26 protein-coding genes are annotated in these 20,030 nt (G+C 48.1%); all 26 read right to left on the bottom strand.

Annotated elements, in window-relative coordinates; translation table 11 throughout:
- Nucleotide 1: 1 nt before the first annotated feature.
- The gene (locus EDM59_RS30540; RefSeq protein ID WP_122927035.1) at nucleotides 2-919 is read right to left on the bottom strand and encodes an ABC transporter permease; all 918 of its coding nucleotides are present in this window, start codon (nucleotides 917-919) and stop codon (nucleotides 2-4) included.
- The gene (locus tag EDM59_RS30535) at nucleotides 916-1,854 is read right to left on the bottom strand and encodes an ABC transporter permease (RefSeq protein ID WP_122927034.1); all 939 of its coding nucleotides are present in this window, start codon (nucleotides 1,852-1,854) and stop codon (nucleotides 916-918) included. The genes EDM59_RS30540 and EDM59_RS30535 overlap by 4 nt, the downstream gene beginning before the upstream one ends.
- 224 nt (nucleotides 1,855-2,078) lie before the next feature.
- Nucleotides 2,079-2,417: a DUF3870 domain-containing protein gene (locus EDM59_RS30530; RefSeq protein ID WP_092277398.1), complete on the bottom strand. Its 339-nt coding sequence runs from the start codon at nucleotides 2,415-2,417 to the stop codon at nucleotides 2,079-2,081.
- A 135-nt stretch (nucleotides 2,418-2,552) separates the two neighbouring features.
- Nucleotides 2,553-3,116, bottom strand: a complete 564-nt coding sequence (locus tag EDM59_RS30525) for a hypothetical protein (RefSeq protein WP_122927053.1) — start codon at nucleotides 3,114-3,116, stop codon at nucleotides 2,553-2,555.
- A gap of 66 nt (nucleotides 3,117-3,182) precedes the next feature.
- Nucleotides 3,183-3,599, bottom strand: coding sequence for a hypothetical protein (locus EDM59_RS30520; protein WP_122927033.1), 417 nt, complete (start codon nucleotides 3,597-3,599; stop codon nucleotides 3,183-3,185).
- A 155-nt stretch (nucleotides 3,600-3,754) separates the two neighbouring features.
- Nucleotides 3,755-4,162 (bottom strand): hypothetical protein, encoded by a 408-nt coding sequence (locus EDM59_RS30515; RefSeq protein WP_122927032.1) that lies wholly within the window; start codon nucleotides 4,160-4,162, stop codon nucleotides 3,755-3,757.
- 167 nt (nucleotides 4,163-4,329) lie between these two features.
- The gene (locus EDM59_RS30510; RefSeq protein ID WP_122927031.1) at nucleotides 4,330-4,530 is read right to left on the bottom strand and encodes a hypothetical protein; all 201 of its coding nucleotides are present in this window, start codon (nucleotides 4,528-4,530) and stop codon (nucleotides 4,330-4,332) included.
- Nucleotides 4,531-4,608: 78 nt separating this feature from the next.
- Complete coding sequence (locus tag EDM59_RS31280) at nucleotides 4,609-4,755, bottom strand: hypothetical protein (protein ID WP_183193082.1); 147 nt, start codon at nucleotides 4,753-4,755, stop codon at nucleotides 4,609-4,611.
- 13 nt (nucleotides 4,756-4,768) lie between these two features.
- Nucleotides 4,769-5,608 carry a hypothetical protein gene (locus tag EDM59_RS30505; RefSeq protein ID WP_122927030.1) on the bottom strand — a complete coding sequence of 280 codons (840 nt, stop codon included), beginning with the start codon at nucleotides 5,606-5,608 and terminating at the stop codon, nucleotides 4,769-4,771.
- Nucleotides 5,608-6,507 (bottom strand): type II secretion system F family protein, encoded by a 900-nt coding sequence (locus EDM59_RS30500; RefSeq protein WP_122927029.1) that lies wholly within the window; start codon nucleotides 6,505-6,507, stop codon nucleotides 5,608-5,610. The genes EDM59_RS30505 and EDM59_RS30500 overlap by 1 nt, the downstream gene beginning before the upstream one ends.
- Nucleotides 6,504-7,853, bottom strand: a complete 1,350-nt coding sequence (locus EDM59_RS30495) for an ATPase, T2SS/T4P/T4SS family (RefSeq protein WP_122927028.1) — start codon at nucleotides 7,851-7,853, stop codon at nucleotides 6,504-6,506. The genes EDM59_RS30500 and EDM59_RS30495 overlap by 4 nt, the downstream gene beginning before the upstream one ends.
- A complete protein-coding gene (locus tag EDM59_RS30490) occupies nucleotides 7,853-8,971 on the bottom strand; it encodes a hypothetical protein (RefSeq protein ID WP_122927027.1) in 1,119 nt (372 codons plus the stop codon). The genes EDM59_RS30495 and EDM59_RS30490 overlap by 1 nt, the downstream gene beginning before the upstream one ends.
- A complete protein-coding gene (locus EDM59_RS30485; protein ID WP_122927026.1) occupies nucleotides 8,968-9,756 on the bottom strand; it encodes a CpaB family protein in 789 nt (262 codons plus the stop codon). The genes EDM59_RS30490 and EDM59_RS30485 overlap by 4 nt, the downstream gene beginning before the upstream one ends.
- The gene (locus EDM59_RS31550) at nucleotides 9,753-10,160 is read right to left on the bottom strand and encodes a hypothetical protein (protein ID WP_246011307.1); all 408 of its coding nucleotides are present in this window, start codon (nucleotides 10,158-10,160) and stop codon (nucleotides 9,753-9,755) included. The genes EDM59_RS30485 and EDM59_RS31550 overlap by 4 nt, the downstream gene beginning before the upstream one ends.
- A gap of 475 nt (nucleotides 10,161-10,635) precedes the next feature.
- A complete protein-coding gene (locus tag EDM59_RS30475) occupies nucleotides 10,636-11,397 on the bottom strand; it encodes a hypothetical protein (RefSeq protein ID WP_122927024.1) in 762 nt (253 codons plus the stop codon).
- A gap of 153 nt (nucleotides 11,398-11,550) precedes the next feature.
- Nucleotides 11,551-11,832, bottom strand: coding sequence for a hypothetical protein (locus EDM59_RS30470; RefSeq protein ID WP_122927023.1), 282 nt, complete (start codon nucleotides 11,830-11,832; stop codon nucleotides 11,551-11,553).
- 166 nt (nucleotides 11,833-11,998) lie between these two features.
- Nucleotides 11,999-12,616: a DUF4046 domain-containing protein gene (locus EDM59_RS30465; protein ID WP_092277436.1), complete on the bottom strand. Its 618-nt coding sequence runs from the start codon at nucleotides 12,614-12,616 to the stop codon at nucleotides 11,999-12,001.
- A gap of 99 nt (nucleotides 12,617-12,715) precedes the next feature.
- On the bottom strand, nucleotides 12,716-13,225 hold the full coding sequence (locus tag EDM59_RS30460) for a hypothetical protein (RefSeq protein WP_122927022.1): 510 nt from the start codon (nucleotides 13,223-13,225) through the stop codon (nucleotides 12,716-12,718).
- Entirely contained in the window at nucleotides 13,222-13,653 is a 432-nt protein-coding gene (locus EDM59_RS30455) for a TadE/TadG family type IV pilus assembly protein (protein ID WP_122927021.1), read from the bottom strand. Before EDM59_RS30455 ends, EDM59_RS30460 begins: the two co-directional genes overlap by 4 nt.
- Nucleotides 13,650-14,147, bottom strand: coding sequence for an A24 family peptidase (locus EDM59_RS30450; protein WP_122927020.1), 498 nt, complete (start codon nucleotides 14,145-14,147; stop codon nucleotides 13,650-13,652). The genes EDM59_RS30455 and EDM59_RS30450 overlap by 4 nt, the downstream gene beginning before the upstream one ends.
- Nucleotides 14,144-14,320: a pilus assembly protein gene (locus tag EDM59_RS30445; protein ID WP_092277448.1), complete on the bottom strand. Its 177-nt coding sequence runs from the start codon at nucleotides 14,318-14,320 to the stop codon at nucleotides 14,144-14,146. The genes EDM59_RS30450 and EDM59_RS30445 overlap by 4 nt, the downstream gene beginning before the upstream one ends.
- A 71-nt stretch (nucleotides 14,321-14,391) precedes the next feature.
- Entirely contained in the window at nucleotides 14,392-15,222 is an 831-nt protein-coding gene (locus EDM59_RS30440; protein WP_246011306.1) for a type II secretion system F family protein, read from the bottom strand.
- 79 nt (nucleotides 15,223-15,301) lie between these two features.
- Entirely contained in the window at nucleotides 15,302-16,201 is a 900-nt protein-coding gene (locus EDM59_RS30435; RefSeq protein ID WP_122927018.1) for a type II secretion system F family protein, read from the bottom strand.
- Nucleotides 16,202-16,211: 10 nt separating this feature from the next.
- Nucleotides 16,212-17,696, bottom strand: coding sequence for a TadA family conjugal transfer-associated ATPase (locus EDM59_RS30430; protein WP_122927017.1), 1,485 nt, complete (start codon nucleotides 17,694-17,696; stop codon nucleotides 16,212-16,214).
- A 12-nt stretch (nucleotides 17,697-17,708) separates the two neighbouring features.
- Complete coding sequence (locus tag EDM59_RS30425; protein ID WP_122927016.1) at nucleotides 17,709-19,085, bottom strand: CpaE/TadZ family protein; 1,377 nt, start codon at nucleotides 19,083-19,085, stop codon at nucleotides 17,709-17,711.
- Nucleotides 19,082-19,816, bottom strand: a complete 735-nt coding sequence (gene cpaB, locus EDM59_RS30420; RefSeq protein WP_122927015.1) for a Flp pilus assembly protein CpaB — start codon at nucleotides 19,814-19,816, stop codon at nucleotides 19,082-19,084. The genes EDM59_RS30425 and cpaB overlap by 4 nt, the downstream gene beginning before the upstream one ends.
- Nucleotides 19,817-20,030: the final 214 nt, after the last annotated feature.

The following is a 20,030-nucleotide window of genomic DNA, read 5'->3' as shown; positions in this document are numbered from 1 at the left end:
ACTACCTCCTCGACTTCGGATCAAACGCATCCCGCAAACCATCACCGAGCACGTTGAAAGCTAGCATCGTCAAGGAAATGAAGAACGCTGGGAAAAAGAGTCTCCACCAATGCCCGGATAACAACGTCGACAATCCATCGTTGGCCATAACCCCCCAGCTCGCTTGAGGAGCCTGGACGCCCAGACCGAGGAAGCTCAGGAATGCCTCCGAGAAAATAGCACTTGGGACAGAGAGCGTCACGTAAACGATGATGATCCCGATTGTATTTGGCAGCAAGTGCTTGCGAATGATGTAGAACGGCTTTGCGCCCATGGTTTTCGCAGCCAGAACGTACTCCGAATTTTTCATTTGCAGCACCTGGCCGCGAATCGTACGTGCCATACCGATCCATCCGGTTGCACTCAAAGCGACGATAATCGTCATCAGCCCCGGTCCCATTACGACCATCAGCAGGATGACAACAAGCAAGTAAGGAAGACCGTACAAGATATCCACGAAACGCATCATAATATTGTCGACGCGCCCACCGAGGTAACCGGCGATTCCACCGTACAGAACCCCGATAAAGAAATCGATCAGGGCAGCCATCAGACCAACAAACAAGGAGATTCTGGCCCCATACCATACACGTGTAAACACATCTCGGCCAAACTCATCTGTACCGAACCAGTTCGCATCAGATGGTGCTTTATTTTTCGAAATGATTGACTGCTTGGCGTAGTCGTGACCCGAAATCATGGGACCCACAATCGCCATCCCAACGAGCAGAATAATAATTACTAGGCCCATCAGAGCCAATTTGTTGCCCCGCAGACGAATCCAAGCTCCCTGCCAATAGGTCAGTTGAGGTCGTACAATTGCTTCCGCATTAGAGCTGTCTTTTCGCATCGGGACAAACAAGTCATCAGAAACAATCATCCTTTGCTCTCCTTTCCATGGAACTTGATCCGCGGATCAATGATTCCGTACAACACGTCTACAACAAACATCATGAAAATGAGAAGGGCACTGTAGAAAACGGTGGTCCCCATAATAACCGAATAATCGCGGTTATTGATCCCGGCAACGAAGTACTTGCCCATTCCTGGAATCGCGAAAATCTTCTCGATAACGAAGCTCCCTGTCAGTACATTGGCGATCAATGCGCCGAGCAGCGTGACGACTGGCAAAACAGCATTGCGCAGTGCATGCTTGATCACGATCGTCGCTGGTGATAGACCTTTCGCGCGGGCCGTTTCAATGTACTCCTGCGTCAGCACTTCCAGCATGTTGGTACGAGTGAGGCGGGCGATGATGGCAATCGGGCCAAACGCCAAAGCCAGTGCCGGCATGATGACGTGCTGCCAGGTCCCCCAGGTTGCAGTCGGAAGCAGCTTCCATTCAACAGCCAAATATTTAATCAGAAGCGAAGCAACAACAAAGCTCGGTATGGATATACCCACCACTGCGATGATCATCGCGATGTAGTCGATGAGACGGTTATGCCTCAAGGCTGCTACTACGCCCAAAGCAATCCCTGTCACAATCGCAAACAGCACCGAGACAATCCCAAGCTGGAACGATACAGGAAAACCGCGAGCAATCATTTTGTTTACGGTATCCGAGCTGTTGGCAATCGAGGGCCCCAGGTCGAATTGGACAAGCTGTTTGAGGTACAGCCCATATTGAACTATCAATGGCTTATCCAAGTTGTAGTAAGCGTTCAGGTTGGCTGCTACCGCCTCATTCAATCCCTTGCCATCTTTCTCAAAAGGAGAGCCGGGTACCGCATGCATGAGGAAAAAGGTCAGTGTAATGATGAGCCACAAGGTAACGATCATGGAGATAAATCTGCGAATAACAAATGATAGCAAGGAATCTCCTCCTTCTTGATCAATCAGTTCTGATGAGGAATGGGACGTTGCACGGAGTTGGCGAAGTTTTTGGCGCTCCTCTGGTAGAATTGAATATTTTTTATTTTCAGATCCGCAGAGGTAAGAATGAAAAAAACCCAGCAAATGCACAAAGCTCTGGCATTTGCTGGGTTTTACTTACGTGTATGCCGCGCATACGAATAAATAAAGCAGCTATGTACTATTTACCGCTCCTCCGGTTTTGTTCTCACGGCAATAGCTTGTTTGTATTTCTTCTGTGCGTCTTTAAACGCTGCAATCAACGTTTTTTGAGAAGATCCAAAATACCGATAACGAATCTCCTCTCCTATGGCATCTGAGTCAAAAATCGAATGTCCAATAAAAATAGACCTAGCAAAGTCTGACGTCAGCTGTACAGTAGAAGAGCAAGCAGCCTCTACAATCTTGTCGTTCGACGTATCTACGACCAGCCCAATAAAAAAGGCACTGAACTGTTGAGTAATCGGATTGTTAGAAGAAGACTGCGCATCGCCAACGATATAAATGGTATCTTTGTCAAACAATTTGAAAACCTCGCCTTTTGTGCTTATCGATCCGGCAAACGGGACGTTCGGAGAGCTACTTCCTCACACTCGCAAGCTGGCTAAGCACTTTCCTACATAGTACCAAAGAAATTCATAATTTGTAAATAACTCAGACTAATGTTTCAATTCTTCCACGGAAACTACGGGAAAGGAGTGACCTGGGAGTAGGGGAAGAAAGGGGCTTTCGTCTACAAAGGCAACTACGACATGGGATGGACCCACCATCGTTTTTGGCGCAAGACGCAATTCCTCTCCCTCTTCCGTCACCACAGTGATATGCAGTCTCCCCCCTTCTGGCCGACTCGCTCCAGGTACGAGTCGGTCCTGCGAGAGAGATTTTCCGTTATAGCGCAAGTAAATATCTAGATCCTGCCGCCATGCCCGAAAATCGATGTAATAGCGGGAGAAGACTAGTGGATCTGTCGTTACACTGTTGTTCGCAGGCACAAACGTCTGCAGCTCACGATGGTATCCACCATTTTGGTTCATTCTTTCCTCAAACCGATCCATTGCCTCATCCTCCAGAAGGTCGATCACTCCCTCTGTCTTCAAGACCGGATCCACAGCAAATGTCGCATGATGGTTGGCCAGCTCCAGCAGCATCTTCACTTCTGTTTTTTTCTGCATCGCCAGGTCAGCATCTACAACAAACAGCCCTACTAGCAGAAAGAAGAGAATGGACGAAATGGACAAGACGTTGATACCCGTACAAAGAACCTCCTTATTTGGTCTTGTTTGATTGGTTTATAAATCGTAATCCATGACGTTTACTGTGCCTTGCCGCGTTACCTGCATGCGCTCTGCCGGCAAGGGAAACAGCTCGGTTAACCGCGGATATGGAGCTTCCAGCCGCAACTCAAATTCGTCTTCATGACTCCAAACCATAGGGTCAGCCGAATATGTCCGAGTAATATTTACGGCAAGGTCACTTCCGGAGAGTGACAGCTTCTTTTCGGACAACTCTCTCGAAATGAATGCCTGAACCGCTTGGTGGATAGTCGCTTCATCCGTTCCGCCATGATTGCTCACATATTTAACGGCCGCTGCACTTACCTCCAGAAGCTCATTCTTCGTCTGAACAACCGTATGAACCTGCATAATCCCCAATGGGACAAGCAGCAGCACCATCACATTTAAAAGAACGGCAAACAATTGTCCCATCAGCTTGTACCAAACCGGCTCACACTTCCAAGCAGTTCACCGAAAAACGCAGTGCAAGCATCCATCAGATTGTCTGGTCCCGTAAGCAGGAGATTGACTGTTAAAGGTAATACCAGTACGAGTAAAACCAATGTGGCAATCAGCTTGTTCAAGGTCTACCACCCCGGGTCAAAATATTCGGAAGGACGGGTGCCTATGAAGGTAAACGCCACCTCTCCTTCTACAAATCGGTTCAGCCATTGTGCGACCTTGGAAGGAGTAACGGTGATGGCAAGTGTGACAGCCTCCTGTCGTTCCTTTCGCGCCCGCTGGTTCTCCGCACGAGGGCCACTGCCTGCGAAGACATCACCTGACACATCCCACCCCAGCTCTGCCATCTCTTGCGAGTAATACTCGGCCAACGCAGGGTCCAGATACCCAATATCCTGCATGTCATCCAGCATATCGGCATAGATGCTGCGAGCAATCGCCCTCTCCATCGCATACATGTGGTAGGCCCCCAGAGCTGACAGAATGGCAAGCATGACTGCCAGGCTGATTATGAACACTTTCAATTTGACCATTGTCTTCGCTTGCTCCGCCTTTCTTTAATGAAAGATAACTGTAGCTGCTCTGTGTATGCGCACTTCTTGCGTCTGACGCAACTGCTCCTCTGGCTGCAAGCTCCATAAGACGGAGCAAAGACTGCCTACCATGATTAAAATGATGAGAAAAACGTGCTGGGCGAGCATTAGTTGGATGTGTAGGACGTTCCGTTTTGCGTCCGGAAATTGATATTTTCATTTTTCGTATCGTAATTGAGGGAACCGATTGAGTTATTGATGCTCTCAGCGGATTCGTTTGCCGCTGGGCTCAGTTCATTGCCGTATGAGCTCACACCAATCCCAAGTACCATTACGCAGGCTAAAAAGATGAAGAACATTTTTGACATAAAGGACACTCTCCTTTGATTTTTAAGTTGAGGAAATGATGCGCTTACCCTTCTATTTACATGGATCACTGGGAGACATCAAGGAATTGCCTGATCAATCCAGCTGACTGCGCGATCTCGCAATCCACCATCTTTAACGACCGACTCATTTATTTCGGAGAGACTCGAAACGATGATACCCAGGGTGAATACAATACACATCATGATGGACAGCAGCTTTGTCATGAGGCTCCCCCACTCAGGTTAAATATTTGTCCAATATTTCTGTAAGCAGCTTGTACCAAGGAAACATCGCAACCAACAGCCCCATGTAAAACGCTGGATAGACAATGATGCTGTAGCCGATTCCCAACGACTTGATTTTTTTCCGATGGCGAAACATTCGGCGGTGATCGACTGCCCATTCCATGCGCTGCATGGTCACGCTGATTTGCCCTTCCGTCAATTTTTCTACGGTCCGCATACTAGATACGAGAATGATGCCGTCGTCCACACCCATTTTTCTTTTGAAGCTTTCCAGCGCTTCGTCCGGATCCTTATTCCACTCGGAGAGCGTTGGGAGGTACTCTTTTAATTTTCTGGTTGGTCGTGCAGCTTTGACCATTGCACTATAAATGGGAACCTGATTTTCCAACAAAGTGACATAGCGATTGATAAATCGTGCGATATCGGTGCTAAGCATATCCTCTCTATGCCCAGCCCACATTTTTAAGCCTATGTACGGCAGCATGAAACTCCCGGCAGAAGCCAAGCACATTGACAACACGGGGAATGATTCAAACCCGCTCACGACCGCCCACAACACAACTAGAAAACAGACAGAGCTTCCACAGACCAGCTGGAAAAAGACCCATTCTGCTTTTCCCCAGCCAAACGGTCTCCCCGCACGATCCAATAGCTGTTGCCACCCCTCATCCTCTTCTGCTTGCAGCGTCTGCTCCCATTTCCTCCACCAAATATTCGAAACAAACAGCTTGGGGCGTTGCATGCTGAATAGATACTTCCCTATCAATAGAAAGGCCGTAAAGACGAACAGCGAGCCCAGCCCCAAATAGGTGTACATCACTACGATCGGCATCAGCGATACCTCCTTCCCCAGATGAAAGCCAGCACGATTGAAAATGCCCATACCGTAACGCCAAGTGCCAATATTGCTTGCCCGTCAGGTGTGTAAAAATAGAGACGATAAGAGTCCTTCAACAAGCTCTGGTTGTATGGAATCAGACAGATGCAGATGGCAATGACAATCAGCAGGCTGATCCAAATCGAATGGATTTCACTGTCTCGTTCTTCCTTCTCGTCCTGCTGTACAAACATCTCGTTGGTAAGTCGATTGAGAGGAGCTTGAATATCTTCTGTCTCTCCTTCCTGGCCGCTTGTGACATACATGGCAAAATCAAACGCCCAAGGGTGATCCAACCTCTCTGCAAATTGTTCCACTGCGGCCACCGGGTCGCCCCCATCTGCCAGACTGTTGTTGACCAGCAGCAAGTCCGGCAGCAGCTCCTTTGGACATTCATCAATAATCTCGCGGAAGGTTAAAACGATATTTTTGCGACTGTTATAGTAACGGGAGAACAACTCTACGAAACGACAGAATGAACTGATCTTTTTGTTGATGCGCACCGTATAGCGAGCGTACAGCAATAAGGTTGGCAGCATAAGCAGGAGTATAAATAAAGAAAGAGATACGATTACATTTCCAATCAGGACCCCCGATACGAAGCCTGATACAGCTCCTATCAGCGAAACCAGCAAATGAGCTTCGGGAGTTCCGCCAGCCATTTGGCACCATCTGTCGTAACGGGTGTATAGTCTTCGCCGTAATGCATCTTTCAGAAACCTTTCTCGCCACACCTCAATGGTTCGGGGGAAAAACACCTTCGGAGCAGACCAGCCTTTGTACAGGTAGAGACCCATGAACAAAAAGCCACTGAAAATGCATAGGAGCATGGGGACCAGTAATGCGTATTTCATAGCTGCCTACCCATGTCAGTTAACCGCAGATCCTTTAATACATTCATGTCTGCTTTCCCGACGTGACACATGTATTCGACCAAGTGTGGTGCTATTTGTTTCCCTGTCCATTCGTACTCTCCCGTCTGCATATTTCGCCAGACAAGCGGGATGGATTCCAATCGGTTAAACGTTTCATCCCACTCTGTGACGTGGACGGCGTCAATGAACCGATGCCCACTATTCCGGTAGGTAAGAGAATTGACAAAATTAACTGCCCTGCTTATCCGCTCCTGAGTAAGCTCGATGCTTCGACCTCCGTACTGGTAAACCAAATCGGTCAAATCTTGCAATGCTTTATGGGGGAATCTTTCATGCATAGCCCCGATCGTTGCATCCGTTCCTCTCACTCCTGCATTTATGAAGTGATAGGCTTCGATAGGCTCCCTGATCTCACCAATAAGGATTGTATTTGCTGTCGACCGGTACATGTCTTTGAAGCAGTGTGACAGCTCGATCCCAATCTCCTCTACGTTTTGCAGCTCAATGACTTCACCAGGCCAGACATCCCCAAATCTCATCTCATGCTCACTCTCGAAAATCGTCACGTATTCCGTATTCGGATCCTTTAGCTTCAACATGCATAGCATCAAGGTTGTCTTTCCAGCAGCCATCGGACCGATCACCAGCACATTCCCTCGTCCGTACACCTGTTGTTCAATCAACATCTGTACTTTCTCATCGAAGGTAGGCTGTGGCTGCGTCCGTAGACTGCCTAGTGAAAATGTCGGTGTGGTAAACCTCCTAACCAGAATCGTGGGCACGCGAGAATAGGGAAAGGTAAACATCGTGAGCCTAGCCTTGATAGAATCCAGGTACCCACTCAGCCGAGGCTTTTTCTCATTAAAGGACAGCCCAGCTGTGTTGGTTAGCTTTTGCTGAAGTGTCTCTACCTCTCTCCAGGAGGGAATGTAGGCAATAGACTTTTTCACTCCGTGTTCGATGTACGCTACTTTTCGGTTCGCAGAAATACGGACTTCCTCTACCCACGGCGATAAATGAAGGACAGCATCGAGAATTCCCCATCCATAAGTGGCGAAAGCAAGTCCCTCATATCCATTGACGTGAGGCAGGATTTCCTCTGTAACGGGTCGCTTCATCACTTCCTCAAAGAAATGCTGCAGTCGCAAAATAATATGGTTGTGGCTATCCCGATTTCCTTGCTCTGCGGAAGATAATATTTTTTGCATTTCCAGCTTTTCTTCTCGGGTGTTGCCAAAATGGTTCAGGTAGTCCCTGGAAGCCTGTTTTAGGTCTTCCACATCTCGTAGGCGGCTGGCTGTCCAGGTTTGCTCAGTCGCTCGCATCAGCTCAACACCGCACTTTTCTCGTAATATTCCGCTTCTGCAATCTGCTTGAGACTAAGCATATACGGCTTCGGCGGAAAGAACTCTTCAACAAGCACACTGCTACTGCGATGGGATTGCATCAGACGGCCTTCTGAAATGCGCGGAACAACTCCATAGACGGAAATGTCCTCCCCGATTCGAAACGGCTGCCCTTTGTCCATATGACTGAGCAGCACTTCGCAAGTGACTCCTCTCTGGCTCCATACTCGAATCCACTCTCTCGCATTCTCGATGCTAAATGGGTCTGCCCGAACAAACAGCAGGTTGCGGTCAGCTGAATACAGCATGTGCTGCAATGCCTCAGATTCCGGGAAGCAGTATCCCCAATCGACATAAACAAAGTCAAATTGTTCACGGAATGCCGCCATCATATTGGCGATTTCAGAGCTTCTCCACTTGTTTGCTGCGTGTGCATAATACAGGTTTGGCACATGCACACTTTGCTTGCATACATTTCTCCAATTCCGTTTTTTAGCGGTGCTCATATCCAAAAAATCAGGTCGAAAGAGTGCCAATTGATGCTTTTGCAGCTTAAAAAAGCGCGTCAGATCTGGTTTGGCTTCGTTCATATCCAGAACAGCAATTCGTTTCTCCGGATTCTGTCTAGCCAACACAAGCGGATAGTTAATGCAGAAGGTGGTGATTCCTGACGATCCGTAGCTCATCAGGGAATAGACGACTCCCTTGCCCTCCCCTGCTCGATTCGGCTGGATCCCCTTCACGAAACCGAGGATGTGGCTGATTTGATCCCGTATCTCTTCCTGCGATAATTTAGCGGATAGGGCATACACACCTGTTAAGCCTATTTCTTCTGTTACCCTTCCAATCAGGGCCTCATCACGATAAAGAGGGACAACAATCAAAGGTGTTCCTTCTGGGAGAGCTTCCTTCGCAAGTGGGAGCCATTCCCAAACGGGTGAAGAAAACATCTCCGAAAACAGGACAGCTGCATCCGGCTGATATAGCTGCACGTAACGAAAAAACTCTACAGGAGTCTCCGCAACGAGCACTTCACTAGTCTCAGGCATATAAGTTTTAGCCAATGACTTCATGGGGTAACAAACGATAATTTTCATGAAGCTTGCTCCTTTGTCACCATGATATGTCCTACTTGAAGCATTCCATATGACATGGCTTCCGAGAGTATGATGTACTGTTGATCCGTTAGATTGAATCCAACAAAGGCCGGCAATGCAGTAGGCTGCACGCGGTAATCCCGATACCGCTTTTCTCCGTTTTGCAGCGGCTTTTCCCTTGAACCGTTAAACACCGCATCCATATGATCGGGCGAGGGAAGTCCACTTGGTTTCAGCGTGTAGATTTCGATCCCGTTGCTGTCCCTCACGCTAGCCAGTTGACTTTCAAACAGCAGCTCTGCTGTATCGTTCGTCTGACGAAACTGGGTTGGTTCAGGCATCCCCTGCAATTCAGTAAGGGGCTTGTACTTGACCCAAATCTTCACATGATCACCCTTGCGCAGCTCAGTTAACGGTTCGATAGCTGTCAAAGGAAATTCGTATCTCGCCTGATCTTTTTCTGGGAGCAGCTGGGATTCCGTCAGTTTGTTCATGAGCAGCTGCTCTCCTTCAAAGATGCTCTGGACACTTCTTTTCCCGAGTACACTCTCAATATCTCGAGCAGAATCTGGCAGGATCTCATCTATTTCTTCTGAAACGAGCACGACATCTTCCCGAGTAATGGGTTCAAACGGAGAGATTTCTTTCCCTTGTGCCACCTTGACGACCGGGGCAAATAATCGCTCGGCAGCCATCGCATCAATGTATTTCGTAGCTGCGTAAAAAGAAGAGCCTGCCAGTAGAAAGGAAATCAGACATATCAGAAACAAGGTTTGCTTTTTCATAGGACCCTTCCTTTGTACGTGTGGATCAAGGGAGAAAACGCATGCTCTTCTTCCGGAAATTGTTCTAGCAGCAAAGATGCCTTCGCATGTGCATCTCCCACTTTTTCGCCATTCATGAGTGGAAGTACATACTCTACCTCTACTGGGCCACTTTCCTGATCCCAAAGGGACAAGGTTCCACTTATTCTTTTCATGACACTGGTCCGAGAAAGCTGCTGGTTCCATTTGTTTGCGATCAGCTTGATTTTTCTTTTTTCGGTCTTCCACCATGAAGGTGCCGGCTCAACCAGAAACAATCGGGTAAGGCGGGCCAGATCAGTATCAAACACGACCCAGATCTCATCGACCAGTTCAAATATTTGTTGGGCGGCTTTTTCTTTCCAATGGGAGGAAACATCAATCATAACAACGGGACTGTCCTTGCACGTCCGTAGCAACCAATGAGCTGCGTCTATTGGGGGAGTCATTTTTTTCTGGAAAGGAGGGTCGATCTGGATGCGTAGTAAATCGTTCTGTATGAGGAGCATGGGTGCGGATGTATATGGGTTTGCCTTTCGGTTTAACCTGCGTTCATAATCGAGTGCAAAATAGAAGTAAGAGATGGTGCTGGGCAACTCACTGAATGTGACCGGAATTCTATTTCCCGCCCAGATATATGCGACATTGGAGGAGAGGAAGCTCGCCCCTGCCTGAGCATATAAACTGGTAACTGCGATACATCGGCGACTCAATACGCTCTGATGATCTTCGCCTGTTTGGGGGGAGGAAAGCTTGTCCTTTAATGTTCTCCACTGTCTCTCTTCCTCTGGAGTATGTGAGAACGCCTGTTGCTCCAGGTCACGAAACCGAGTGACAAAACGATTCATTTGGTGAAACATGTTATCCTACCTGCGTATCGTCGTCGGACTTTGTTTTACTGCTTATATAATTTTTAAACTTCACGACCATTTCTCGAATAGTCAGTGATTTGCGATGATAGTAGTAGATTTTACGCAATCTCTCCCGCTCCTGCGGGGTCATTTCAGGCTTAAACTCGTAAGCCATTTCCATAAGCAAGGCTAGCTCGACGTTATTGGGTCTTCCCCGCCTTGGTGGATTTGCAAATAACTGCTGCTGCTTTTTATCAAAGGCATTCGGGTATTCAACCAGCCACATATCTACCAACGTTTCAATATCTTCATGAGAGCGAATGCCTAGCTTCATCAAATATTTAAAGTAGGTTGGCAACGATCGATCCCGCAGCAAGCCATTTTGCCAGCGAGCGATAAAGCCATTTGGAATCGTTAGCAGCTTCGTTACGTCGCGAATGAGTGCGATCCGGTTTTGTGACTGATATTGCACCACCGCTTCTTTTACAAGGGTAAATAAAATATCGTGGTAGTTCACATCCTCTGCCACAGGCCCATATTGGACTACAAACCATTCCTCTACTGCCTTGTCAAAATCTCTCCGGCAGTTGGTCAATTGAAGGTAATCCAAATGCTCGTAAAAATCCTCTAAATCGTACTCCCTCAAGAACTCATCCTGATAGTCTCCAAAGACGTAAACGATAAAAGATTCCTTTAACTCTTCCAAAGATACCAAGCTGAAAGTTTCCTCGTAGCAGCGGTTGACTAATTCGATTGCACTATTTGCCAACACGACAAAATACCCCCAAATTTTTACATTTTTGTTTTTTTACTAGACATTTTGCTACATCTTTCGTCACTCGTCAAATCTTTTTTATATATATTTTCCTATTTTCTTATAGAGATAATCGCCTCACACGCAACCGTGCAAGGCGATTGCGGGAGACTACTCTACCGTGAAGTAAAGCTCCTCACCCGTTGTCAGGAGAAGGCCGATCCTTCCCCTGCGCTCCATGACGGTAGGAGCATCCTCCATAACAATCAGCCCGTCATTGAGTACTACTCTGCTCCCAAATCGATGAATCGCCTCGATTTGAAAGCTTTCCTTTGGCAGCCTTTCCACTGAAAGATGTCTGCCAGGCTTGTGCTTCTGGTAGCGGACCGTCCGCCCAAGAAGCTGCTCCACTTTTGCAGCGGAACGAGGTTGGTGAGCCTCTACTGTTGCCATGCGCAACGCCTCCTTCTCTCACCTTTAGAGTACGGCCGTTTCATGTGCTTATAAGCCAATGAAACTATTACTACCGTAAAAAAAGACAGAGGGGTCACGCAAACTTTTTTAGCACCTCTAAGTAAAGACGGTCGCTACTACGGGAGTAAGCTCAGTAAAGATCTTCTTAAAACTCTTCCCAAAGTGCTGGAACATTCAAATGTGGGTACATCTCTGTCACCATATCAAATGGCGAGAAGTACAACGTATCTACGAGTATTTTCAGCTTATATTTTTTCAAAAGGCTGTAGGCCCTCTCTGTTTTTCCAAATATTCGAGGCAAATGACTAACATCGGGCAGCTTCATGAGATGGCTGCACATGTAATCAACGCAGATCTTTGCACGCTCCTCGCCTTTGATGCTTTGAAAATAGAGCGGTGGGAAATGACGGCGAATTCCTGACAGCACCTCTTGATACACCCACAGCACTCGCTGTTCTTCAGATGGACGCGGCAAGTAAGGATAGGCGAAGTCGACCATGTAATAGACGTCCTCAGACTTGGCCTCAATCGGAGGTTCGATATACTCTCGCACTAGATGCAGCTTGAGCTCTTTCACATCCTGAATACTCAATTGCTGTCGGGCCTGCTCTGGCGTCCATTGCTTTACATTTTCGATCGCGTATCGAACGATCAGCTGAACCTTTTGTTTCCGGTACTGTATATCTTCAAATTCGTATGGAGAAAAACGCTTTTGTTCTCCACTGAGGATCCTTTTGTACCGTTCTACTACTTTTGATGGCATTGCACATTCACTCCTATCCCCCATTTTTTGGTAGATACTTCAAAATTACCATGTGGGTTTAGGACAAAAATAACAACGCTCATCAATTGTTTTATATCTTTAGTCGTACGTTCCAGATTGCGAGACACGTTCCAGCTTTACCTGATAATCTTCCGTGAAAGACGACAGACGAGTCTCCACCCCAATCCAAATGTAGTAAATACCCTGCTTGTACAAATGCTGCTTTTCGCCTTTCTGATGAACAACGTGCGCGTCATCCAATTTTCCCCGCTCCAGTGAAGCGCGGTTATCATTCCAAAGAATTTCAGCCTCTTCTCTAGCTCCCCTGATAATTTCCGCTTCCGATTGGATGGCCTCTTCCTTTGTAGCAAACAATCGTGTTTGTCTGTTCCCTTCCGCATCGACGTACTCCCACTTTCCCGCAGCACGCGCGCCTTTGGAGATGATGTCAGCTGTTTGCTGGACGTTCATTTTCAGAAAATGCGTCTGCTCCTGAAACAATACCAGAGAAAGCAAGCCTCCCAGGCAAAAGAGAAAGAAGATCATCGTCAGCAAGGTAGCACCACGTTCATCAGCCAGCTTGGAACGGACTCGACTCAGACGCCTCATTTCTTGTCCTCCGCATTTTCAATCATCATGGAATAGCTCTCCGTCAATTCATACTTTTTTCCGGTTGCCAGCAAATAGAACGTCATCGAAGCTATTGCGGAGATGTGGTTTCCTTTTTTCCAGCCTCCCCCTCTGATCTTTAGCTGAATATCGTGATCGGCTACGCCCACTCCCTCTTTGAGCTCTGCTTCCCCCCGCTCTTTAGCATAATAAGCAGCTAGTCCGTAATTAGGCTGAACAGCGGCAATCCGCCCTGCCTCGTAAGCAGCCGCTAAGGCTTTCTGCTTGTTGTACAAAATACTGAATTGATCGAAGCTGAAAACAATCAGCAGCCAGACCAAAGGGAATACCAAAATAAACTCCAGCAATTGACTGCCGCGCTCATCGTGAATCAAGGTGTGCAGCCTCTGACGCAGATTCTTCTTCATGGAGCCAGTCCGGTACTACACACAAAAGGTTGGATACAAAAAGCACCGAGTAGAAATACAGCGTACGGAAAGGAGATGGCGGCTCGTCCAGCTTCCGGTAACCAAAGCTGCCGATGTGCTCGCCAACCGCCTGAGAGCTTTTGCATATTTTCCCGCAAACGCGACCAGGTTCTAGGCAAAAGCAATACCGTCAGCAAACAAAGAAGGAGGGAGTTTACAAACAAAGGATATACTTCCGCCCAGCTGCTCCAAGCCCCGACAGCCATCAGCAGCTTTTGATCCCCCATCCCCATTCCCCTAAAAGCGACGGGTCCTACGGTAAGGATAAACGCCCCTGCTACCCCACTCCATGCTTGCCAGATGGTGCCTGTCTGCCACTGGTAGCACAGACCAAGCACCAAAAGCGGAAGGGTAAGCTCGTTGGGAACCTTGCGCTGTCGCCAGTCACAGCAAGCGGCTACCGCCAGCAGCCCTAACAGAACAGCGTCACTCATTTGCTGATTTTCTCTTGAAGCTCTGCCAGCTTTGCGTCCTCTGCTTCACCGAGAGAAGCCAGGGTAGGAATAATCAAAATGAGAATGACGGCAACGATGATGACCATCTCTACTATCGTGACGCCATCCTCTTCGTGCCAAAAACGCTGTGCATACTTTTTCATGAAGGACATGTGTGCTCACTCCTTTTGGATATCGCTCTTCCTACACTCTGTCAAAAGACAGCAGTCCTTCGCAAAAATATTTACAGTCGATCCTCAATTCCGATCAGAACTGGCCCCATCACCAGGAACAACAGCGGCACCCCCATCAGAATGATCACTAACGGCAGCAGCCTAATATTCAAGCGATTCATGCTCGTCGATGCTTCGTCCTCGAGCTGCCTCAATTGTTCCTCAACCTGTACGGCTAGCATGCTGCCAATGCTTACCCCTTTGCTCATCGCTTCATTGATCTCCAGCGCAATCGTAGTCAGCGCGTCTACTTCCCAACGAAAGGCAAGCTCCTCGAGTCCCTTTCTCCACGTCCCCAGACGTTTTTCTTCCTTCTCCAAGCGTGTCAGTTCATACCCCAGTCTCGCATCAAATCTTTGGGCAGTTTCTTTTACAGCCATTTGAATGGGCATTCCCGCTTCAACCAAGGCAAGTACAATACTAAAAAAGACCGGGACCTGCTCGCGAATTTCTCCTTTGGCGCGTTTGTCTGCCCAGTCCAACAGCCAGGTAGGCAGCAGGTACAAGGTCAAGCAAAGCACCAGCGGCAAGCTGCTCACCATTCCAAATCCGTGTCCCTGAAAAACCCTTACCATCAGGTACAGAAAGGAAAAAACAATCAATACCAGGCAAATAGCACGAACCAGTACAATTTCCGCTAACCTCACTCCTTTACGAAGCCGCAGAAGCATCTCTTCTGTCTTTTTTCTGTCAATTCCCATCCAACCACATAGCTTAGACAACATGCCGTCATGACTCTCCAAGTACCTCAGGAGCCTCCATTTGTCTTGCCCGCGTTGAAAGGCATGATTCAGCTGAGCTTGCTGTTCTTGATCAATCCTGCCAAACAGGGAGAGAATCATCCCTCCTTCCCTCCCCAAACATGCAGGCAAGCCATACAAAAAAAGCGCTAAACTGATAAGCGCACAAATGATTCCCATTTTAGCCTCCTCTGTGCACACTTTTTGACGCGACATAACGTATGGCCTCGCCACCTAGGAGAATGCATGCGAAAGACGCCAGGATCATGAAACGACCTCCTAGCGTAGCTGTCAACGAATCAAAATGGTGAGGATTATTCGCAAAGAGCGCGGTTATGAATACAAACGGCATGACACTGAGCAAATTCACCTGCGAAATTATTTGCGCCATCGCAGCTTTTTGCCTGCGCAGCGATTGTCTCCGACGCAATATTGTCGAGGCAGCCAGATCCAGCGTCTTGGCCATATCTCCCCCCATCTCCCTCTGAATCTGCACAATGGTAGCCAAGTACTTCACATCGGCTGAGCCCGTTCTTTCATAAAAGGAGCTCATGACACGCTCTAAAGGAATTTGCGCACGCAGTAATTCCACAATGCGGCGATATTCCGCTGTCACGCTTGCCTCAAGAAAAGAGCTGTTCGCTACTTGTTCAAACGCGTGCAAATACGAAGGCGAAGTCCGCAATGAACTTGCCATAAGTCGTATGGCCTTGACGTTTCCTGCTTCGAACTGATCCTTTCTGCGTGCTCCCAAAATGGCAACAATCCGCTCGGTAAAAAGGACTCCTGCCAACCAAGCGGGTAAGGCAAGCAGCCATGATTGTAAAATTTGCATCGTGAGTACAAACGACAGCAGACCGAAAAGAAAAGAAGAGGTAATATACAGATTAACCCCCCAGCCAGACCTTGAGTGGAGTAGTCTTTCCTCCAACCGGTTCCAAACTGTTTGCCGATCCCGTTGCATCTGATCGATGATCGCGTGCTTTCCGGCTGGCTCTCGCACGAACCAATTGTGTGGAGCCAGTATGAGGAATAGTCCCATGCCGATTCCTGATGCAATAGGCCAGCTTACATCTCCCATACGCGTCCTCCTAGATTGAAATCGGTTCTGTAAAAAAGACCCGATCAATTTCTTCTCTCGTCATCCCTCGTTCAGTCCAATGCTTAATCAGCTTTTCCGGACGATAACCGGTCCAGCGAAAGTGGCCCGTTACTTTTCCATTACGGACTCCCGTTGACTCAAACACAAAAATATCCTGCAAATAGACTCGGTCTGGTAATACCTGTTTAATATTACACGCGCGTTTAATCCATTCTTCATGAGATTGACCAGTACCGACAACCTCTGTAATCGCCACCACTTTTCTGCTCCCGTCTTCCTCAAATCTCTTCACTTGCACGATCAGGTCCAAAGCTGAGCCGATCATCAGATTTCGTTCTTCTGTACTGTATAGCTCGTCCGCTTTTCCGAATAAAATGGGCAGCGTGGAATCGACCAAGGCACGAGGCGAGTTGGCATGCGCCGTACTCCAGCTCCCAGGGTGATCCGTATTCATCGCCCAAAGCATATCGACAATTTCTCCCCCTCGGGTTTCTCCGACCATGATGACATCAGGGCGCATGCGCAAGGATAAACGAACACAATCCTTTATCGTGAATCCCCCTTTGCCTTCGTAATTGGCTGGCTTGGCTAAAAAGCGGCGGACATAAGGATGCTGCAGCTTCATTTCCAGTACGTCCTCAATCGTGATGATGCTGAGAGAAGCAGGTACAAATTGCGAGATCAAATTGAGCAGGTGGGTTTTTCCGGAGCCAGTACCCCCACTTACCATTCCTGATGCACGCGATAGCCCAACAGCGCGTTTCAGAAACAAAAGCATGGGCTCACAAATCGATCCATAGCGTAAATAATCAGCTTCACTAAGCAGCTCTCTATGTTTGCGGATCGTGAGCATGTGACCGTCCGGTGAGATCGAGCGATGGGTAGCTGTCACCCGTGAGCCATCTGGCAGCTGAGTGTGCAATTCGGCTTTCGTCTCATTAAACTCTCTGCCCATTGTCGCCGCGATCTGCTCCAATAGCCGCAGCATTTCCTCTTCGTCCCGAAAGACGGGGATCTCAGGTACTTCCAATCGCCCCGTGCTTTTTCTTTCCACCACGAGATAGTTGTATTTATGAAACAGGATCTCGGTAATATCTGCATCTTCAAGCAGCTGATCCAAGGGTCCCCATCCCGTCAGAGAATGCAGCAACCGCCTTACTTCAGCTTCGATCTGTTGCGTAGAAATTGGGGTTTGTGCCTCCAGAAGCATCTGAATGTCAGCCGTCAGCTCTCTATGGAAGCTCTGGGAGCCCTTCTCTTCCCACAAACGTTTCCCATACTTCTCCACCAGCTGAGTCCGAATCGCTACCTCTGCTTCAGGCGCGATTCGGCTTTGATTTTCTACAGCGTGATTTGCTTGTATTTTTTCGTTCAATGTATGAGGATACCGTGCGGCTTCTTTCCCGACTGTTCGCAAATCCTGCATCCCACGCCCCTGATTGGGAATTCCAAGCAATTGTTTTTTGTCGAACATCCAATCTCCTCCTTAGCTCCATAACCATCGAAAAAGGGATGACCTCTCTTTTGCCTTTGCCTGTTTAGCCTGCTTTTCCATGCCTGCATCAATCGGAAGCAGTGCCCTCCCCAATGTTTCGATGGCTTCCTTTGCAGCAGAACGCCCCGGGTGGAGCATGACAGGAATCCCGCTGTTAATCGATTTTTTCACTTCGGCATCGTCCGGTATGGAGTAAATCTTTCTACTGGGATGTAGTTGAAAGTAAGCTCTGATTTCATCTAGGGTAAACATCTCTTTCCGTTGCAATCGATTCATGCACATTTGGATGCGTTCTTCCGGGTATTCCGCTTCTCTTAACAATTTCAAGAGGCGTTGAATATTTTCGATGGAGTCTACGACTGGATTTCCTACCATAACGACTTGTTCTGCAAAGAATAAAGCTTGTATCGTGGCGTCCGTCGTATCTGGCGCTGTATCAATGAGGATCACGTCATAGTCACTGTGCTTGAGCGTCTCCAAAATAAGATAGAGATGATAGTCCTTGATTTCAAAGCTATGCCGTATATCTCGAGGAGAAGTCAGTACATCCAGTCCTGACTCGTTGTGACGTACGATGTACTTGGATATGTCTTGGGGGGATAACGGAAGTGCTGATACATAATCCTGCCACTCTTCCAGCCGGACCGTATTCGGGTCACGTCCATGGCGTTTCACCACTTCCTGCAGCTGCACATCCATATCCTGTACCCATGTAAATATATTTGGAGTCCGTGGCAGGTTTAGCGCTGTTGCAAACGTTCCAAGGTCTAAATTAAAATCAACAGCCAGCACGCGGAGCGACTGACCTTCTTGTTTCTGCATGGAGAAAAAAATGGCGAGTTCACGCGAAATAAAAGTTTTTCCCACTCCACCTTTAGGTCCGTACACCGTAATTAAATGTTTCGGGGTTGCACGTAAAGGCAGGGCTGTTGCAGGCTGCAACGGCAGTTCTGTGATTGCCGGCTGCACCGGTTTCTGAGTTTGAACAATAGCTGACTCTCCTCCTGTACCTCCTGGTGTCATCATGGCGAGAGCTTCCAGTTGATCAGGAAGTACGGGTTTTGCAATTACCCAGATGCCTAAGTTTCGGAAAAACGGCTCCCACACGAGCTCTTGAGTGGAACACGCTGCGATAAAGGATACATGTGGATATGCCAATCGAAATTGCTGACTCAGCACTCCCCTCTCTGTGTCTCGAATTCCTCCTAACAGCACCACATCAGGGCGCGCTGTCTGGATCATTTGCCAGGCCTCTTCCACAGATGTCGCATGGCCGCCAACCACCAGTCGCTGACTTGCAGCCAACCGTTGCTGTAACACCTTTACGGATTCAATATCGTCATCTACGATCAGTAAGCACTTCTTCACTCTTTTTCCTCCTCCTGTTGTCCCCAACGCTTCTGTGTTTTCATCAAATCCGCTGCAAAGGCGGCATTGCCAATCCCCGATTTCTGACCGTCCACCCCTGGAGCCAGGCCCAATCGAATTTTTCCATAATGCAGCGCATGTGTTAACAAAACGGCTTCATTCTTTGAAAGAGAGAGGCTTACAGCTACTAGATTGGGCTCTTCCCCTTCCATTTCTCGTTGAACGGCAATGACCGGCATATATTGCAAAAGCAATCCTGAATGCGCGCCGTCATCGTCCTCAAAGGAGGCAAAGACATGAACTCGCTCACCTGCGGTCAAATGAGGCGAAATGCCTGCGACGTTATCGACCGGTATGCTCATTCCAGTCATGGATGCGCTTAGCTTCGTCGCAGTTCCCCCCTTCATCAGAGTAGGCTGCTCTAAATCACTTGCAAGCAATGGCCGTCCGCCTTGCACGTTTCGGGTCAATGCCTTCCCTAAAAAATCCGGGGCCTCGGTCCAGTGAAGCAACCCTGGGATCGACTTGGTTTGGTCCTGAAACAGGCCACCCATGTTTACTACCAAAGGCTCGATATCCGCTGCTTCTAGTAGCTGACCGCTTTCTTTCTCTACTGTTGACCGCAACTGTATATACGTCACCGCTTGTGGCTTCACAACCATATAGGCACCTAATCCTATGCACGATGCCAGTAATAGCAAGGCCAATAGCCGCAACGGATGTATAGACATGGTGCTGAATGCCCTCCTCTCGTTTTCATTAAAGCTAGCTTATACGGAGGATCAGGGACAAAAAAAAACAAACAAAAAACCGTGCAGTCATTTCTGCACGGTTCTTCTTTATGTACGCTCGTACCTTCAAAACTGGATCTGCATGTTTGCTAAGAGTGTGTGGATAAGTCCTCGACCGATTAGTATTCGTCAGCTCCACGTGTTACCACGCTTC

The organism is Brevibacillus nitrificans (genome assembly GCF_003710965.1).
Taxonomy (GTDB): domain Bacteria; phylum Bacillota; class Bacilli; order Brevibacillales; family Brevibacillaceae; genus Brevibacillus; species Brevibacillus centrosporus.
The sequence above is the reverse complement of the archived record's forward strand: the minus strand, read 5'-3'. Positions and strand labels throughout refer to the sequence as shown.

Coding starts and splice junctions, on each gene's coding strand:
- EDM59_RS30515 (WP_122927032.1), bottom strand. CDS start 4,162: ATGGTCAAATTGAAAGTGTTCATAATCAGCCTGGCAGTCATGCTTGCC.
- EDM59_RS30460 (WP_122927022.1), bottom strand. CDS start 13,225: ATGAGGCGTCTGAGTCGAGTCCGTTCCAAGCTGGCTGATGAACGTGGT.
- EDM59_RS30430 (WP_122927017.1), bottom strand. CDS start 17,696: ATGTTCGACAAAAAACAATTGCTTGGAATTCCCAATCAGGGGCGTGGG.
- EDM59_RS30450 (WP_122927020.1), bottom strand. CDS start 14,147: ATGAGTGACGCTGTTCTGTTAGGGCTGCTGGCGGTAGCCGCTTGCTGT.
- EDM59_RS30465 (WP_092277436.1), bottom strand. CDS start 12,616: ATGCCATCAAAAGTAGTAGAACGGTACAAAAGGATCCTCAGTGGAGAA.
- EDM59_RS31550 (WP_246011307.1), bottom strand. CDS start 10,160: ATGATTGATGTTTCCTCCCATTGGAAAGAAAAAGCCGCCCAACAAATA.
- EDM59_RS30495 (WP_122927028.1), bottom strand. CDS start 7,853: ATGCGAGCGACTGAGCAAACCTGGACAGCCAGCCGCCTACGAGATGTG.
- EDM59_RS30510 (WP_122927031.1), bottom strand. CDS start 4,530: ATGTCAAAAATGTTCTTCATCTTTTTAGCCTGCGTAATGGTACTTGGG.
- EDM59_RS30445 (WP_092277448.1), bottom strand. CDS start 14,320: ATGTCCTTCATGAAAAAGTATGCACAGCGTTTTTGGCACGAAGAGGAT.
- EDM59_RS30440 (WP_246011306.1), bottom strand. CDS start 15,222: ATGATTCTCTCCCTGTTTGGCAGGATTGATCAAGAACAGCAAGCTCAG.
- EDM59_RS30500 (WP_122927029.1), bottom strand. CDS start 6,507: ATGAAATACGCATTACTGGTCCCCATGCTCCTATGCATTTTCAGTGGC.
- EDM59_RS30470 (WP_122927023.1), bottom strand. CDS start 11,832: ATGGCAACAGTAGAGGCTCACCAACCTCGTTCCGCTGCAAAAGTGGAG.
- EDM59_RS30490 (WP_122927027.1), bottom strand. CDS start 8,971: ATGAAAATTATCGTTTGTTACCCCATGAAGTCATTGGCTAAAACTTAT.
- EDM59_RS30520 (WP_122927033.1), bottom strand. CDS start 3,599: ATGGGACAATTGTTTGCCGTTCTTTTAAATGTGATGGTGCTGCTGCTT.
- cpaB (WP_122927015.1), bottom strand. CDS start 19,816: ATGTCTATACATCCGTTGCGGCTATTGGCCTTGCTATTACTGGCATCG.
- EDM59_RS30540 (WP_122927035.1), bottom strand. CDS start 919: ATGATTGTTTCTGATGACTTGTTTGTCCCGATGCGAAAAGACAGCTCT.
- EDM59_RS30485 (WP_122927026.1), bottom strand. CDS start 9,756: ATGAAAAAGCAAACCTTGTTTCTGATATGTCTGATTTCCTTTCTACTG.
- EDM59_RS30435 (WP_122927018.1), bottom strand. CDS start 16,201: ATGGGAGATGTAAGCTGGCCTATTGCATCAGGAATCGGCATGGGACTA.
- EDM59_RS30455 (WP_122927021.1), bottom strand. CDS start 13,653: ATGAAGAAGAATCTGCGTCAGAGGCTGCACACCTTGATTCACGATGAG.
- EDM59_RS31280 (WP_183193082.1), bottom strand. CDS start 4,755: ATGACAAAGCTGCTGTCCATCATGATGTGTATTGTATTCACCCTGGGT.
- EDM59_RS30505 (WP_122927030.1), bottom strand. CDS start 5,608: ATGCCGATCGTAGTGATGTACACCTATTTGGGGCTGGGCTCGCTGTTC.